Annotated in this window: 14 protein-coding genes and 1 rRNA gene; 4 read left to right on the top strand and 11 right to left on the bottom strand. The window is 38.1% G+C overall.

Going from position 1 to position 14,174, the window contains the following annotated elements:
• Positions 1-105: 105 nt before the first annotated feature.
• The 3 genes from rrf (at position 106) to adk (ending at position 4,460) form a co-directional block, all read left to right on the top strand.
• Positions 106-220, top strand: a 5S ribosomal RNA gene (rrf, locus tag ND2E_RS12675).
• A 1,379-nt stretch (positions 221-1,599) separates the two neighbouring features.
• Positions 1,600-3,561 (top strand): molecular chaperone HtpG, encoded by a 1,962-nt coding sequence (gene htpG, locus ND2E_RS12680; protein ID WP_033093472.1) that lies wholly within the window; start codon positions 1,600-1,602, stop codon positions 3,559-3,561.
• A 254-nt stretch (positions 3,562-3,815) separates the two neighbouring features.
• Positions 3,816-4,460: an adenylate kinase gene (gene adk, locus ND2E_RS12685; protein ID WP_033093471.1), complete on the top strand. Its 645-nt coding sequence runs from the start codon at positions 3,816-3,818 to the stop codon at positions 4,458-4,460.
• 65 nt (positions 4,461-4,525) lie between these two features.
• On the opposite strand, the gene ND2E_RS12690 is transcribed toward adk, so the two are convergent.
• The 11 genes from ND2E_RS12690 to hisG all read right to left on the bottom strand — a co-directional run bounded on the left by ND2E_RS12690 (position 4,526) and on the right by hisG (position 13,277).
• On the bottom strand, positions 4,526-5,008 hold the full coding sequence (locus ND2E_RS12690) for a GNAT family N-acetyltransferase (RefSeq protein WP_033093470.1): 483 nt from the start codon (positions 5,006-5,008) through the stop codon (positions 4,526-4,528).
• The gene (locus ND2E_RS12695; RefSeq protein ID WP_033093469.1) at positions 4,980-5,309 is read right to left on the bottom strand and encodes a DUF6559 family protein; all 330 of its coding nucleotides are present in this window, start codon (positions 5,307-5,309) and stop codon (positions 4,980-4,982) included. Before ND2E_RS12695 ends, ND2E_RS12690 begins: the two co-directional genes overlap by 29 nt.
• Positions 5,310-5,445: 136 nt before the next feature.
• Positions 5,446-5,664 carry a hypothetical protein gene (locus tag ND2E_RS12700; protein ID WP_033093468.1) on the bottom strand — a complete coding sequence of 73 codons (219 nt, stop codon included), beginning with the start codon at positions 5,662-5,664 and terminating at the stop codon, positions 5,446-5,448.
• Positions 5,665-5,776: 112 nt separating this feature from the next.
• On the bottom strand, positions 5,777-6,397 hold the full coding sequence (hisIE, locus tag ND2E_RS12705) for a bifunctional phosphoribosyl-AMP cyclohydrolase/phosphoribosyl-ATP diphosphatase HisIE (RefSeq protein ID WP_033093467.1): 621 nt from the start codon (positions 6,395-6,397) through the stop codon (positions 5,777-5,779).
• Complete coding sequence (gene hisF / locus ND2E_RS12710; protein WP_033093466.1) at positions 6,391-7,167, bottom strand: imidazole glycerol phosphate synthase subunit HisF; 777 nt, start codon at positions 7,165-7,167, stop codon at positions 6,391-6,393. The genes hisIE and hisF overlap by 7 nt, the downstream gene beginning before the upstream one ends.
• Positions 7,167-7,940 (bottom strand): 1-(5-phosphoribosyl)-5-[(5-phosphoribosylamino)methylideneamino]imidazole-4-carboxamide isomerase, encoded by a 774-nt coding sequence (hisA, locus tag ND2E_RS12715; RefSeq protein ID WP_033093465.1) that lies wholly within the window; start codon positions 7,938-7,940, stop codon positions 7,167-7,169. The genes hisF and hisA overlap by 1 nt, the downstream gene beginning before the upstream one ends.
• Positions 7,937-8,605 (bottom strand): imidazole glycerol phosphate synthase subunit HisH, encoded by a 669-nt coding sequence (gene hisH / locus ND2E_RS12720; RefSeq protein ID WP_033093464.1) that lies wholly within the window; start codon positions 8,603-8,605, stop codon positions 7,937-7,939. Before hisH ends, hisA begins: the two co-directional genes overlap by 4 nt.
• On the bottom strand, positions 8,605-9,690 hold the full coding sequence (hisB, locus tag ND2E_RS12725) for a bifunctional histidinol-phosphatase/imidazoleglycerol-phosphate dehydratase HisB (RefSeq protein ID WP_033093463.1): 1,086 nt from the start codon (positions 9,688-9,690) through the stop codon (positions 8,605-8,607). Before hisB ends, hisH begins: the two co-directional genes overlap by 1 nt.
• A gap of 56 nt (positions 9,691-9,746) precedes the next feature.
• Positions 9,747-10,892, bottom strand: coding sequence for a histidinol-phosphate transaminase (gene hisC, locus ND2E_RS12730; protein ID WP_033093462.1), 1,146 nt, complete (start codon positions 10,890-10,892; stop codon positions 9,747-9,749).
• A 2-nt stretch (positions 10,893-10,894) separates the two neighbouring features.
• Positions 10,895-12,199: a histidinol dehydrogenase gene (gene hisD, locus ND2E_RS12735; protein ID WP_033093461.1), complete on the bottom strand. Its 1,305-nt coding sequence runs from the start codon at positions 12,197-12,199 to the stop codon at positions 10,895-10,897.
• Positions 12,200-12,374: 175 nt separating this feature from the next.
• Positions 12,375-13,277, bottom strand: a complete 903-nt coding sequence (gene hisG / locus ND2E_RS12740) for an ATP phosphoribosyltransferase (protein ID WP_033093460.1) — start codon at positions 13,275-13,277, stop codon at positions 12,375-12,377.
• Positions 13,278-13,818: 541 nt separating this feature from the next.
• Between hisG and ND2E_RS12745 the strand changes: the two genes are divergently transcribed.
• Positions 13,819-14,133 (top strand): hypothetical protein, encoded by a 315-nt coding sequence (locus ND2E_RS12745; RefSeq protein ID WP_033093459.1) that lies wholly within the window; start codon positions 13,819-13,821, stop codon positions 14,131-14,133.
• Positions 14,134-14,174 lie beyond the last annotated feature (41 nt).

Below are 14,174 nucleotides of genomic sequence, written 5' to 3'. Positions count from 1 at the left end.
TGACAAATTACAACAATGTAAAATCACGTACTTAACGTGTTACTTGAAATACTTTACGTAGATTGAATACTGTTTATATCGATTTTCTAGATTGTACCCTTTTTGTTTAGCGACAATAGCGCTGTGGTCCCACCTGACTCCATTCCGAACTCAGAAGTGAAACGCAGTTGCGCCGATGGTAGTGTGGGAGTTCCCATGTGAGAGTAGGACATTGCTAAACTTCTAATTAAAGAAACCCGTAGCTTACGCTACGGGTTTTTTGCTTTCTGACTTTCTAAAACCTTGTGAGTGAATCGCAGATGCGCGAAGGGTAGTGTGACTTGTATTAGACATGCCCATGTGAGCGTAGGGCATTGCTAAACTTCACTCTCTACTAAATAATGAGAAGCCCGACTCATTTGAGTCGGGCTTTTTGCTTTCTGGGATTTAACACAATACGAATATGCGCGAATAAATTCCCGCCAACTGTAGGCGGGATTTCAATCGCGCAAGATAATAGCGCTGTAATAAGCGTATGGGTGTTTTCGCTTTATGTCAGAGCAGTGTGGATACGCGTGGGAAGTGTGACTTATGTCGCAGTAAAGCCCATGTGAGCGTAGGACATTGCTAAACTTCACTCTCTAATAAATAAGAGAAGCCCGTTTCGAAAGTGACGGGCTTTTTGCTGTCTGGGATTTAAAACAACAACGAATATGCGCGAATAAATTCTCGCCTACAGTAGGCGGGATTTCAATCGCACAAGATAATAGTGCTGTAATAAGCGTGTGGGTGTTTTCTCTTTATGTAAGAGCAGTGTGATTTATGTCGCAGTAAAGCTCATGTGAGCGTAGCAGGGCATTGCTAAACTTCACTTTCTACTAAATTATGTGAAATCTGTATTGTCACTTTCTGGTATTTATATATGTACGGAGAACTATATCAAAGCTTTTGCGCTGATGGAGCTTACTTATATGATCTAAACCCAAATGGTCAGTGTTTAACTTCTATTAATAGAAGTTAAACACATAATAGTTAATCAGTTTATTGGTGGATTCATTAATAAATATATAATTCACAAAGCAGTTTTTAAAAAATTATTTAGCTAGTAAAACTATATATTACTGTAACTTACGTGCATTTGTGTCTTTTGTTGTGGGAATATATATTCATTTTACTTGATTAGTTATGCTAAATAGTAATAGTATATGAGAAATAAGCTGTTTGTAATGCAGACACTATAAGTTAATGTGAGTCGGTTAATAAATTGTGGTTTACTCCCTAAGCAACAAATTAATAACTGTATACTTTTTGGTAAACCTGATCTGTCAATCATTTGCCGCAAGTATTCATTGCCGGAGTAGGCTAATCTACTCCGGCATTTTTCTTTTTAACTTTGAATTTAATTCTTTTGTTACTACCCTTTTGATTTTGCTTGGTGTAAAAAAATAGTCAACTAATAACATCAGCCATTAAGTTGAATAATCATTAGTTTATTGAATTTCTTCTTATCAATTGTTCAGCAATTACCGTTCTCCCTTGAATTTCAAATCCCCAACCCCACATACTTTCTAACAACTTTTACAAAAGTATATTTTATTCTTTTACAGGAGATATTTTTACATGTCTGAAGCTAATCAAGTAGAAACTCACGGGTTTCAAACCGAAGTAAAACAACTATTACAATTAATGATCCACTCACTATATTCAAATAAAGAAATATTTTTACGTGAGTTAGTATCAAATGCTGCAGATGCCGCAGACAAGCTACGCTTCAAAGCATTATCAGACAATGCTCTTTATGAAAATGATGGTGACTTACGTGTTCGTGTGAGTTGTGATAAAGAAAATAACACGGTTACCATTTCAGATAATGGTGTCGGTATGAACCATGAAGATGTTATTGAGCATCTTGGTACCATTGCTAAATCAGGTACTGCTGAGTTCTTTTCTCAATTATCTGGTGATCAAGCATCAGACTCGCAACTTATCGGCCAATTTGGTGTTGGTTTTTATTCTGCATTTATTGTTGCTGATAAAGTAACTGTTCGCACGCGTAAAGCGGGTGACAATGCCGCAGACGGTGTCGAGTGGATAAGTGCAGGTGAAGGTGAGTTTACTACAGCTAAAATTGAAAAACTAAATCGTGGTACTGACATTATTCTTCATTTAAAAGAAGATGAATCTGAATATGCAGATGATTGGCGCTTAAAGTCTATTGTAACTAAATACTCAGATCATATTTCAGTTTCAGTAGAGATGTTAACAGCTGAAGTGCCAGCGGTAGAGGCAGTTGAAGAAGTTAAAGATGAAGAAGGTAAAGTAACTGTTCCTGCTGTTGAAGCCGTAGATGCTGTCCCTGCGTTATGGGAAGCTGTAAATAAGGCTACTGCTTTATGGACGCGAGAAAAAGCAGATGTAACAGAAGAAGAGTATAAAGAATTTTATAAACATGTTTCTCATGATTTTGGTGACCCTCTTTTATGGGAACATAACAAAGTTGAAGGAAAGACTGAATATACTTCTCTTTTATATGTACCTACAAAAGCACCATTTGATATGTACAACCGTGAAAAACAGCATGGATTGAAGCTGTTTGTACAACGTGTATTTATTATGGATGATGCTGAGCAGTTCATGCCTACATACTTACGTTTTGTAAAGGGTCTGTTAGATTCTAATGATTTACCTCTAAATGTTTCTCGTGAAATATTACAAGATAACAAGATAACTCAAGCTATCCGTAAAGGTTGTACTAAGCGTGTATTAAAAATGCTTGAGAAGCTAGGTAAAAATGATGCAGATAAGTACCAAGGGTTTTGGGATGAGTTTGGTCAAGTATTAAAAGAAGGTCCGGCTGAAGATCACGCTAATAAAGAGCAAGTTGCAGGTTTATTACGTTTTGCTTCTACGCAAGAAGACTCATCTACACAAAATGTATCTCTAGCTTCATATATCGAACGTATGAAAGAAGGTCAGGACAAAATTTATTTTGTTGTTGCCGATAGTTTCGAAGCAGCTAAAAACAGTCCTCATCTGGAAGTTTTCCGTAAAAAGGGCATTGAAGTATTGTTAATGTCAGATCGCATAGATGAGTGGTTAGTAAGCCATTTAACAGAGTTTGATGGTAAGCAATTACAGTCAGTTACCCGTGGCGGTTTAGATCTAGGTGATATGGATGATGCAGAAACTAAAGAAGCTCAAGAGAAACTTGAGAAAGAATATGATTCTGTTGTTAAGCGTATTAAAACGAGTTTAGAAGGCAAAGTTAAAGAAGTTAAGCTATCTCAACGTTTAACTGACTCTCCTGCCTGTATCGTTGCTGATGAAGACGATATGAGTAGCCAAATGGCTAAGCTAATGGCATCGGTTGGCCAAGAAGTACCTGATACTTTACCTATCTTTGAGATCAATGGTGAGCATGCATTAGTTAAGCATGTAGCAGATGAGCAAGATGATGATAGATTCAATCAATGGGTTGAAGTTTTATTTGAACAAGCAATGTTAGCTGAGCGCGGTAGTTTAAAAGATCCAGCAAGCTTCGTTTCTCGCTTGAATAAGTTGATGCTAAGTCTAACTAAGTAAAATATACAGTCTAAATGTAATATTTAGCTAGTACTTTAGTCTTAAAAAGGAGGGTTTCATGCATGAAACACCTCCTTTTTTGATCAATCGAGCCTTTCACCACTTGTTTGCACATAGCCTAACTTGTATAGTGTCAGCCGACTTAATTATTAAGATAAGAAATATTACCTTTGTTCGATCAAATGAAAATTTATGCTATCGACTAAAGGTAATATTTACTTCCACACTTCAACCATCAATTAAGGTTACATAATATGCGCATTGTTTTATTGGGTGCTCCAGGCGCTGGTAAAGGCACACAAGCACAATTTTTAATGGCTAAATTTGGTATTCCACAAATCTCGACTGGCGATATGCTTCGTGCTGCTATTAAGGCAGGATCGGAGTTAGGTATCAAAGCCAAAGCTGTAATGGATGCTGGACAGTTAGTCTCTGACGATTTAATTATCGGACTAGTTAAAGAGCGAGTAGCTCAAGAAGATTGTAAAGCTGGTTTTTTACTTGATGGCTTTCCTCGTACTATTCCACAAGCTGATGCAATGAAAGCAAGTGGTATCATTGTAGACCACGTTCTTGAATTTGATGTACCAGATGAAGTGATAGTTGAACGTATGGCTGGCCGTCGTGTACATTCTGGCTCAGGTCGTGTTTATCACCTTGTTTACAACCCGCCAAAGGTTGAAGGTAAAGACGATGTTAGTGGTGATGATTTATCTATCCGTCCAGATGATGAAGAAGCAACTGTACGTAAGCGTTTAGCTATTTATCACGAGCAAACTAAACCACTGGTAGACTTCTATCAATCAGAAGCTAAATCAGGTAACTGTAGTTATTTAACTATTGATGGTACTCAAGCTGTTGAAAAAGTTAACGAGTTACTATCTGCTCAATTAGCTTAAATTATAACTGTTAGCTTAAATTAAAAACTCGCGTAAGCGAGTTTTTTTGTTTTTAGGCTTGCAATTTAGTCTCTGAATTGGCGGATCATAGCAATGTGAGGTATGTTATCTTCTAAGTACATTTCTGATGCTTGAATGAAGCCATATTGCTGATAATAGCCTTTTAAATGTTGCTGTGCTGAGATTTTAATCCCTTCTTTAGGGAAGTGTTTTTGACAGCGAGATATACCTTCTAACATCAACTCGTGTCCTAAGCCTGCTCCTCTTGCTTGAGATGCTGTTACCACTCGTCCAATACTGATATATCCTGGGTAACTTTGTCCCTTTGGCAATATCCGTAAATAAGCAACAAGCTGCTCTTCTTGATAACCTAGTAGGTGTAACGTTTGAGGGTGTCTATCAAGCACATCTTTATCACTATCTAGATCAGGATAGAAGCAGGTTTGTTCAACAACAAAAACATCAACCCGTAGTTTTAGTACATCATATAATTGATTAAGTGATAGCTCTGAAAATGTTTTAGTTTGCCAAGTCGTTTTTGTAGTCATAATGTTCAGTATTTAAAAGTGTTAAATTACCATAATATTTACGTTTACTAAGGTAGTCTTTGATTTCTTGTTTGTATTGTTTCATACAAAGCTCTGGAAATTCAGTGGCAGAAACTTTATTTAATGAGCAAGAATCTAGAAAGAGTAGGTAACCAAGCGGCAAGTATTTAGGATTGAAGTTGCATTGATAAACTGTCGCTCTAACTTGGCTAGCATTGTAGAAGGTTTGTTCTCCATAACGTTGTTGAAGTCTAGGTAATAATTGCTTTCCATATTTTTTTATTGCTCTTCGCTTTAACATCGCTATCCTTTAGCTACTAATTACAGTGCTTAAATATGAAGATTGTTAATTATTATTGTGCACAACCTTTTGGGCTCAATAAATAATTATATTTGCCAGAATAGTACTACATGTTGAGATTGAATTCGATGAATACTCAAGGGTTAATTATGATGACCTTATTTGTATTCACAAAGAAACCTGCTTGTTGGTATGCTTTAACAATAGCGCCACGAGATCGGAGTATTTTCAGTCCTTTGTTCATAGCAATAAAAGCTTCTTGTCCTTTGGGATGTCTTTTACTGATAACAAAATGGCGAGAATCTTTAAGCACAACACCAATATTTTTAACTGGCACTAAATGTATTTTATTCATAATAAAGCTTACTTAACTGGTGTTAGAATAAAAGCATCCTTGTTTTATGAAGATAACAAGGATGCTAATAATTAGCAAAGTAACTTAATAGTGCGTTAGCGCAGTGTTGAGGTTATTTGTTATGGCGGGTTTGTAATACTTCCATAACCTCACTGAGTTCAATTTTCTGATCGGCAAGAAGTACTAGGGTGTGGTAGAACAAATCTGCACATTCACCTAGCAAATCTTCTTTAGTTTCAGCAACAGCAGCAAGTGCTACTTCAACACCTTCTTCTCCAACTTTCTGAGCCATTTTAGTGGTACCACGAGAGAACAGGTGAGCTGTGTAACTCTCTTTAGGATCATCACCTTTACGTTGCTGAATGACTTGTTCCAGTTGGCTGAGAAAGTTTTGCTGCGTAAGATTTTGTTCCGGAAAACAAGACTCAGTCCCTAAATGGCAGCTTGGTCCAATCGGTTGGCAAGCAATAAGTAAACTATCGTTATCACAATCAGTTAATACTTGCTTTACTTCTAGAAAGTTACCCGATGTTTCACCTTTAACCCACAGTGCTTGTTTAGAGCGACTAAAGAAGGTTGCTTTTCCTGTTGTTAAGGTTGCTTGTAAGGAAGCTTGGTTCATATACCCTTGCATTAATATAGCGCCTGTTGAGGCGTGCTGAATAATAGCAGGGATAAGGTTATCCATTTTCTGCCATGCTAAATCAGTTATATTCTCGTTAGTTACTAACATGGTCTTACCTCAATATTTTGTTCTTTTAAATAGTTTTTTAACGCGTTAATCGGAATAATACCCTTATGGAAAACAGATGCAGCGAGAGCACCATCAACATCGGCTTGTTGATAAACATCTCTGAAATGTTCAATAGCACCAGCACCACCTGAGGCAATTAAAGGCACACTACATTTTGCTCTAGCCTGTTTTAACTGCTCAATATCATAACCTTGGCGTACACCATCTTGGTTCATGCAGTTTAAGACGATCTCACCGGCACCTAAGCTAACGACTTTTTCAATCCAGTCGAATGTATTCCAACCCGTTTGTTGAGTGCGTTTTTCATCACCGGTAAATTGATACACCTGATACTCATGAGTGTCTTTGTTATAAAAGCTATCAATACCAACGACAATACATTGCTGACCAAAAACATCAGCTAAGCGCGTGATTAAGTCTGGATCACGTAATGCTGGGGAGTTTATACTGATTTTATCAGCACCCATCATTAAGATCTCTTTGGCGTCGTCTTCACTTTTTATTCCGCCAGCAACACAGAAGGGAATGTCAATAACTTCAGCGATACGACTTACCCAGCTTTTATCAACGACACGACCATCACTGCTAGCCGTAATATCATAAAATACTAATTCATCTGCACCTGCTTCAGCATATTGTTTTGCTAAGGGCACGATATCACCGATAATTTCATGATTGCGAAATTGTACACCTTTGACTACTTTGCCATCACGCACATCAAGGCAAGGAATAATTCTTCTTGCTAACATTATTTATCACCTGCTTTACTTGAGGCTTTACTTGCTGAGCTAGTTGGCCAACAATCGATGGCTTCTTCAAGGGTAAATTCCCCCTCTAATAATGAACGACCTAAAATTACGCCACTAACACCAGTAGGGATAAGCGCTTTAATGTCAGCTAGGCTGCCAATGCCGCCAGAAGCTTGCCAATCAATCTCAGGATATTTAGCACAAACTTCGGAATATAAATCTACATTAGTACCTGTTAACGTACCGTCTTTACTAATATCAGTACATAAAACGTGTTTTATTCCTGCATCTTGGTATTGGGCAAGTAAGTCTTCTAGATTCACACCACTATCTTCAATCCAGCCATGTGTCGGTAATGTTTTATTACCTTGTGCATCAATTTTAATATCTAGGGCTAATACTATTTTTTCACAGCCGTAAGTTTTTAACCATTGTGTTACTAGCTCAGGTTCCTTAATAGCTAAACTGCCAATAACAACACGATCGGCGCCGAGTGCTAATAACTGCTTTACGTCATCTTCACAACGCACGCCGCCGCCAACTTGAATAATCATAGAAGGGTGCTTTACAACGGTTTTCAAGGTTTCAAGTTGACGTTGAGTGCTATCTTTGGCGCCATCTAAATCAACAAAGTGCATAACAGTCGCACCAGAGTTTGCATAAGCTTGCTGACGCTCCTGTACTGTATATTGATAATTGGTTTTTTGAGCGTAATCACCTTGATATAAACGCACAACTTCACCACCGATGAGGTCAATTGCTGGGATCATCATAAGTTTACAAGCTCCTGGTTAAGTTCTGTAGAGTCTAACTCTAGAAAGTTTTGAATAATTTTACTGCCTAACGCACTGGAGCGTTCAGGGTGAAATTGACAACCAATAAAGTTATCTTTTGCGATAGCAGCAGAAAAAGTACTGCCATATTCACAACTGGCGATAGTGTACTCACTTACCGGCGCTGCAAAGCTATGCACAAAGTAAAAGTAATCACCTACAGATATACCTTTAAAAACAGGGTGGTTACTTACTTGAGTAAGTGTATTCCAGCCCATATGTGGCAGTCTATTTCCTTGGGCTTTTAATGGTTCAACGTTTGTTGGGATCAGGCTTAAACAGGGTACAGAGCTACTCGTATTGTCATCACTTTTACCTTCAGTAGAAGACTCTGTCATTAATTGCATACCTAAACAAAAGCCAAGTACTGGTTGAGTTAAGCCTTGTAACACAGCGACTAAATTTTTAGCTTTAATATTTTTCATAGCATGTTTAGCGCTACCAACACCTGGGAAGATAACTTTTTCAGCTTGCTGAATTAGTGTGACATCATCAGTAATGGTCACCTCAAAGCCAAGTCTCTCAACAGCAAATTTAACGGAAGATAAATTTGCACAACCAGTGTCTACAATGACATTTTTTGCTGAAGTGATTACCCTTGTCATTATAAGGTACCCTTTGAACTTGGCATTGCATCGCCATCAACCTTAATAGCTTGACCTAATGCGCGACCAAAAACTTTAAATAAGCTCTCAACTTGGTGATGACAATTACCTTTACTTGTTGATAAGTGTAAGGTGATTAACATTGCATCAGCAAGAGAGCGGAAAAAATGAGGAACCATTTGGGTAGACATGGTACCGACATTGGCACTGGTGAAATCAGCATCAAATTCTAACCATGGACGACCAGAAAGGTCGATAGCACATTCAGCACGACACTCATCCATAGGTATGGTAAAACCAAAACGATTAATACCGCGCTTATTGCCTAAGGCCTGCTTTAAAGCTTGACCTAAAGCAAGTGCGGTATCTTCAACGCTGTGATGTTCATCAATATGATAATCACCACTAACATTACATTGCAAGCTAAAGCCGCCGTGCGTAGATATTTGATCTAACATGTGGTCAAAAAAACCTAAACCAGTATCTATTTTACTTTCACCAGCTTTATCCAAGTTAACGGTAACCGTAATATCTGTTTCTTTGGTTGTACGGGTAACAGTGGCGATTCTCGGTTGCTCTAATTGAGATATTATTTGTTCACTCACTTGTGCCCAGTTTAATGTCTCGCGGTCATATTTGATGCCAATAATGCCCATGTTAGCAGCGAGTCCCATATCGGTTTCTCTATCGCCTATAACGAAAGAGTTAACGAAATCTACTCGACCTTGCTGCAGGTACTCACTTACTAAGCCGAGTTTTGGCTTACGGCAATTGCAATTGTCTTCATCAAAATGTGGGCAAAGTAATACATCTTGAAAATGAACGCCTTGAGAGCTAAAGAAATCCATCATCTTGTTATGAGGTAAATCAAAGTCTGCTTGTGGAAAACTTTCTGTTCCAAGGCCGTCTTGATTTGAAACCATGACAAGTTTAAAGCCTTTTGCTTGCAATTTTAGTAACTCGGCGATGACATTAGGTTCGAATACAAGCTTCTCTAACGTATCAAGTTGTTTATCTATAGCAGGCTCTTCCACTAAAGTACCATCGCGGTCGATAAATAATATTTTCTCTTGTGTATTACTCATAAAATGCTCTTCATTTTTGTTTGTTACGCTACACTTTAAGGCAGCATTAACTCTACTTATAATGTTTCTAATAACTGCTTAAGTCGCGTGACTTCTTCTTCACTACCAATACTTATTCGAAGGCAATTCTCTAGCTGTTGCTGTTTAGACTGATCACGAATTAATATGTTATGTTCTACTAAGAAGTTAAAAACGTTGTTTTTATCATCCGTATTATTACAACGAAATAGTACAAAGTTAGCGTCGCTTTCAAACACATCGCTACACCATTTTTGTTGCTTGAGCCATTCACTCAGCTGCTCACGTAAATGGTTAGCAGCATTTACCCTAGCTTGCATAATGCTTAAATCATTTGTTAATGCCTTACTTGCAATTTCAGCAACAGGTGCTGCAATAGGGTAGGGGGCAATAACCTTACTTAGCAATGTAATAACGTCTGTATTTGATAGGGTAAACCCACAGCGTAAACCGGCTAAAGCAAATGCTTTGGATAAAGTTCTTAGTATTATCACATTATCACATTGGCTAATGAGTTTATTATTTACTTGCTCAGCACCTAACTCTTCATTGGTATATTCATAATAGGCTTCATCAACAACCACTATTGCGCTGTCTTTAAAAATGTCGATAGCAGATTGAATTTGCGCTACGGGTAAAGTGTTACCTGTAGGGTTTCCAGGTGAGCATAAGAAGACAACTTTTACTTTTCCTACTTGTTGTTTCAACCCTTCTAGATCTAGCTGACATTTTGCTTCACGGGTATTAACTAATGGTACACTAATAATACCCGCACCGTGATTTTCGGCGCTGATAGCATACATGCCATAAGTCGGCGGACATATTAGGATATTGTCTTGATAAGCACGACAGAAACTACGAATAATTAATTCAATACCTTCATCTGCGCCACGGGTTGCTAATATGTTTTCAATGGGTAATTTACAATAATTACTATAAGCATTTAATAGAGCTTGCGGCTGAAAATCAGGATAACGATTAATGTTTTCGCTATGCAATTGATATTGACCTTGACCAGGCGCTTCATTGGCATTTAGCCATGTTTTGCTATTTGCTTGCTCATTATTACCACTGGCAAAAAGGCGTCTAGCAGATTGATATGGAACCATATCTACCAACTCCTCTCTCGCTAACTTAGTTATCAAGGCTGTTGTTGCTAAGGTATCATCAACTGGCGAAGTCATAACTAAATACCTTCTTCTAAGCGAATGGTGACGGCGCGCTGATGTGCATCTAAACCTTCGGCATCTGTAAGCTCAATAATACATTCGGCTAAACTTTGTAAACCTGTTTTTGTGATCTCTTGAACCGTATAGCGACGAGAGAAATCAGCTAAAGATAAACTCGAAATTACTTTAGAGTAGCCGTAGGTAGGCAAAACGTGGTTAGTACCACTGGCGTAATCACCCGCAGATTCTGGTGTATAAGCACCGACAAAGATTGAACCGGCATTTCGTAACTTACTGAGTAATGCTGAAGCATCTTCTGTTTGGATGATTAAGTGCTCTGGTCCGTATTGATTAGATACTTCCACCGCTTGCGCTAAATTTTTAGTAAGAATTAAACGAGACTGCTTTAATGCTTGTTCAGCTATTTTACTGCGAGATAATAAGGCAAGTTGCTCTGCTAACTCAGTTGATACTTTTTCGATTAAAGGCTCACTATCACTGAGTAATATTACTTGACTATCTACGCCGTGCTCAGCTTGTGATAATAAATCTGCAGCGATAAAGGCTGGATTTGCTTGCCCATCAGCGATAACTAATACTTCAGAAGGACCTGCTGGCATATCGATAGCAAAACCGGCAACTTGTTGTGAAAGCTGAGTTTTAGCTTCAGTAACATAACGGTTTCCAGGACCAAACACTTTATTTACTGCGGGAACTGTTTCTGTGCCGTAAGCCAATGCAGCAATCGCTTGTGCACCGCCTACTGTGTATATTTCTGTAATACCACAAAGATCAGCTGCCACTAATATTTCATCCGCTAATTGACCATTTTTGTCAGGAGGACAAACAAGTACAGTACGTTGACAGCCTGTAAGTTGTGCTGGAACGCCTAACATCAATACAGTAGAAGGTAATGGGGCGGAGCCTGCTGGAATGTATAAACCAACACTTTCAATGGCCTCTGTTTTGAGCGTGCACTTAACGCCTGGCGTTGTTTCAACCGTAATATCAGAGGCTTTTTGAGCGCTGTGAAATGATTTTATCTGTTGATAGGCTGTATTAATCGCTTTCATGCGTTTGTCTGTTAGTGCTAGTTTCGCTTTAGCAACTTGCTCTGAAGTAACGGATAAAGTGTTAAGCGCAATGCCATCAAACTGCTCTGTTAACGCAAATATAGCTTTGTCACCTTGACTTTTTACCTGTGATAAAATATTGGCGACTTGCGTTGATAATAAAGCGCTATCAGCAATAGCTGGTCGAGCAAGGGCTAAATCTTTTTGTTGCGGTGAAAGCTCTTGCCAATTGATAAGTTGATTTATCATAATTATGTCTCGGTATTAATATTTTCAATATTCAATGTAATTGTTTGAGAAACTAAGCTAAATAATTGTGACTTCAGCAAAGCCGTCAAGTTGTGAGTTGCCTGAGCTTAGTTTATTAAGTGAAGGCAACGAACACCGTAGACAATGCCGCTGAAGTTTCAAGTATGCTGCTTATTTAGCCCATCATCTTCTCAATTGGCATCACGAGTATTGAGTGACAACCTAAGCCTTTTAACTGCTCCATGGTCTCCCAGAAGAATGTTTCTGTTGCGACTACGTGTACAGCAACCATATCGTCACGTTCAGCTAGCGGTAATACGGTTGGTGTTTCTGTACCAGGCATTAATTTACTAACTTCAGTTATTTTATCTTTAGGCGCGTGCAACATGATGTATTTGCTTTCTTTTGCTTTCATTACGCCGTGCACACGTGGTAATAAGGTATCTAAAATAGCTTGTTTTTCTTCACATAATGCATCAGCGCGTTGGATCAGTGATGCTTTTGAACGGAAAACTTCAGCGACTTCTTTTAAACCATTCGCTTCAAGCGTTGCACCCGTTGATACTAAATCACAAATACCATCTGCTAAACCAACACGTGGCGCTACTTCAACCGACCCCTTTAATAAACAAAACTCTACGTTTATGCCATTAGCTTTAGCAAAACGGTTTAATAATTGTGGGTAAGTTGTGGCAAAACGTAAGCCGTCTAAACAGGCTAAACCTGTGTATTCAAACTCTTCTGGCATGGCAATTGAAAAACGACAACCACCAAAATCCAATGAAGTAGTGCGAATGTACTCAGACTTATTACCTTTTAACTGACGATCTAACTCTTCTTCTTCGAGTGTGTTATCACCAACAATACCTAAATCACAAACGCCGTCCATTACCAAACCAGGAATATCGCTACTGCGAACACGCATAATATCAATAGGCATATTGCTGACATGGGCTAATAATCTTCTATCGCTTAGATTTAACTTTAATCCACAAAGCTTAAGTAGTTTTTGGGTATCTTCACTTAGGCGTCCTGACTTTTGCATGGCAATGCGTAAACGTGGCTCTGATGTGCTCATAATGTTAATTCCTATCGTTTTTAATCTTTAAATTTGTCATGTATATACAATTTCTTATTCGCTAAAATGCGAAAAACCCCCGAGAGAGTTGTGACTCTTTCGGGGGTTTAGCAATTACGTTACTTCTATGTAGAGGATGTATTATGCTTTTTAAAACCACTGAAAGGCCAGTTGCCCTTCAGTAATCTACTTATAAAGTAAACCTGAATGGGCTAGTTGTAATGATGGTGGTGATGTCGGCTATTCAGGTTAATAATCATGGTAAAAAATCTCTAATAGTTGCTCAGTTGCTGTTAATTTATTAGTTCTTTAAAATTAAATTAACAGGTAGAAAATAATGTGTTTTGATATTGTTTACACTACTGTTTAATTAAGAGGCCTGCAAGTAATAAATAAAAGTTTTTTATTATGATTTGTTATATGAATCTAGCTTAAAGTTATTACTCTAAATTAGTGGGCTAAAGATTTTTAAGCAATGGTCGATAACAAGGCTGTGTTTTGTACTATTTAATGGCGACTTTTAAATCAGGAGGAACTAAGAATGGATATTTTTACTACTCAACTAACACGTGTAGTGCCTGTACCTATTAAGCCGACAAGCTTAAAGGTTAAAGCACTGCTTAAAGAAGCGGCCAATAGTAAACTGCATCAAGATCCCGATCACGTAGAATACCATGAATATTATTTTACTAACGAAGAAGATCAATACCACCCGAGCAAGCAAAGGGAGGAAGAGAAAAAACATGCTGAGAAGATTAATACTGAAAGCGATGCTGAGCACAAAACAGGCGAGGTCAAGCCTGAAAAAACAAATGATGGTAAGGGGAATACTAAACACTTAGACCTTTATGCTTAAGCCGTTGTTAAGTATACTCTCTGACATAAATACTCATTTGT

It is taken from the genome of Colwellia psychrerythraea, from assembly GCF_000764225.1.
GTDB classification, from domain to species: Bacteria; Pseudomonadota; Gammaproteobacteria; order Enterobacterales; family Alteromonadaceae; genus Colwellia; species Colwellia psychrerythraea_D.
Note: the sequence above shows the minus strand (reverse complement) of the source record. Positions and strands in the feature narration are given on the sequence as shown.

Bases quoted from the DNA above. Each gene is read 5' to 3' on its own strand.
- htpG (WP_033093472.1), top strand. From the start codon at position 1,600: ATGTCTGAAGCTAATCAAGTAGAAACTCACGGGTTTCAAACCGAAGTA.
- adk (WP_033093471.1), top strand. From the start codon at position 3,816: ATGCGCATTGTTTTATTGGGTGCTCCAGGCGCTGGTAAAGGCACACAA.
- ND2E_RS12690 (WP_033093470.1), bottom strand. From the start codon at position 5,008: ATGACTACAAAAACGACTTGGCAAACTAAAACATTTTCAGAGCTATCA.
- ND2E_RS12695 (WP_033093469.1), bottom strand. From the start codon at position 5,309: ATGTTAAAGCGAAGAGCAATAAAAAAATATGGAAAGCAATTATTACCT.
- ND2E_RS12700 (WP_033093468.1), bottom strand. From the start codon at position 5,664: ATGAATAAAATACATTTAGTGCCAGTTAAAAATATTGGTGTTGTGCTT.
- hisIE (WP_033093467.1), bottom strand. From the start codon at position 6,397: ATGTTAGTAACTAACGAGAATATAACTGATTTAGCATGGCAGAAAATG.
- hisF (WP_033093466.1), bottom strand. From the start codon at position 7,167: ATGTTAGCAAGAAGAATTATTCCTTGCCTTGATGTGCGTGATGGCAAA.
- hisA (WP_033093465.1), bottom strand. From the start codon at position 7,940: ATGATGATCCCAGCAATTGACCTCATCGGTGGTGAAGTTGTGCGTTTA.
- hisH (WP_033093464.1), bottom strand. From the start codon at position 8,605: ATGACAAGGGTAATCACTTCAGCAAAAAATGTCATTGTAGACACTGGT.
- hisB (WP_033093463.1), bottom strand. From the start codon at position 9,690: ATGAGTAATACACAAGAGAAAATATTATTTATCGACCGCGATGGTACT.
- hisC (WP_033093462.1), bottom strand. From the start codon at position 10,892: ATGACTTCGCCAGTTGATGATACCTTAGCAACAACAGCCTTGATAACT.
- hisD (WP_033093461.1), bottom strand. From the start codon at position 12,199: ATGATAAATCAACTTATCAATTGGCAAGAGCTTTCACCGCAACAAAAA.
- hisG (WP_033093460.1), bottom strand. From the start codon at position 13,277: ATGAGCACATCAGAGCCACGTTTACGCATTGCCATGCAAAAGTCAGGA.
- ND2E_RS12745 (WP_033093459.1), top strand. From the start codon at position 13,819: ATGGATATTTTTACTACTCAACTAACACGTGTAGTGCCTGTACCTATT.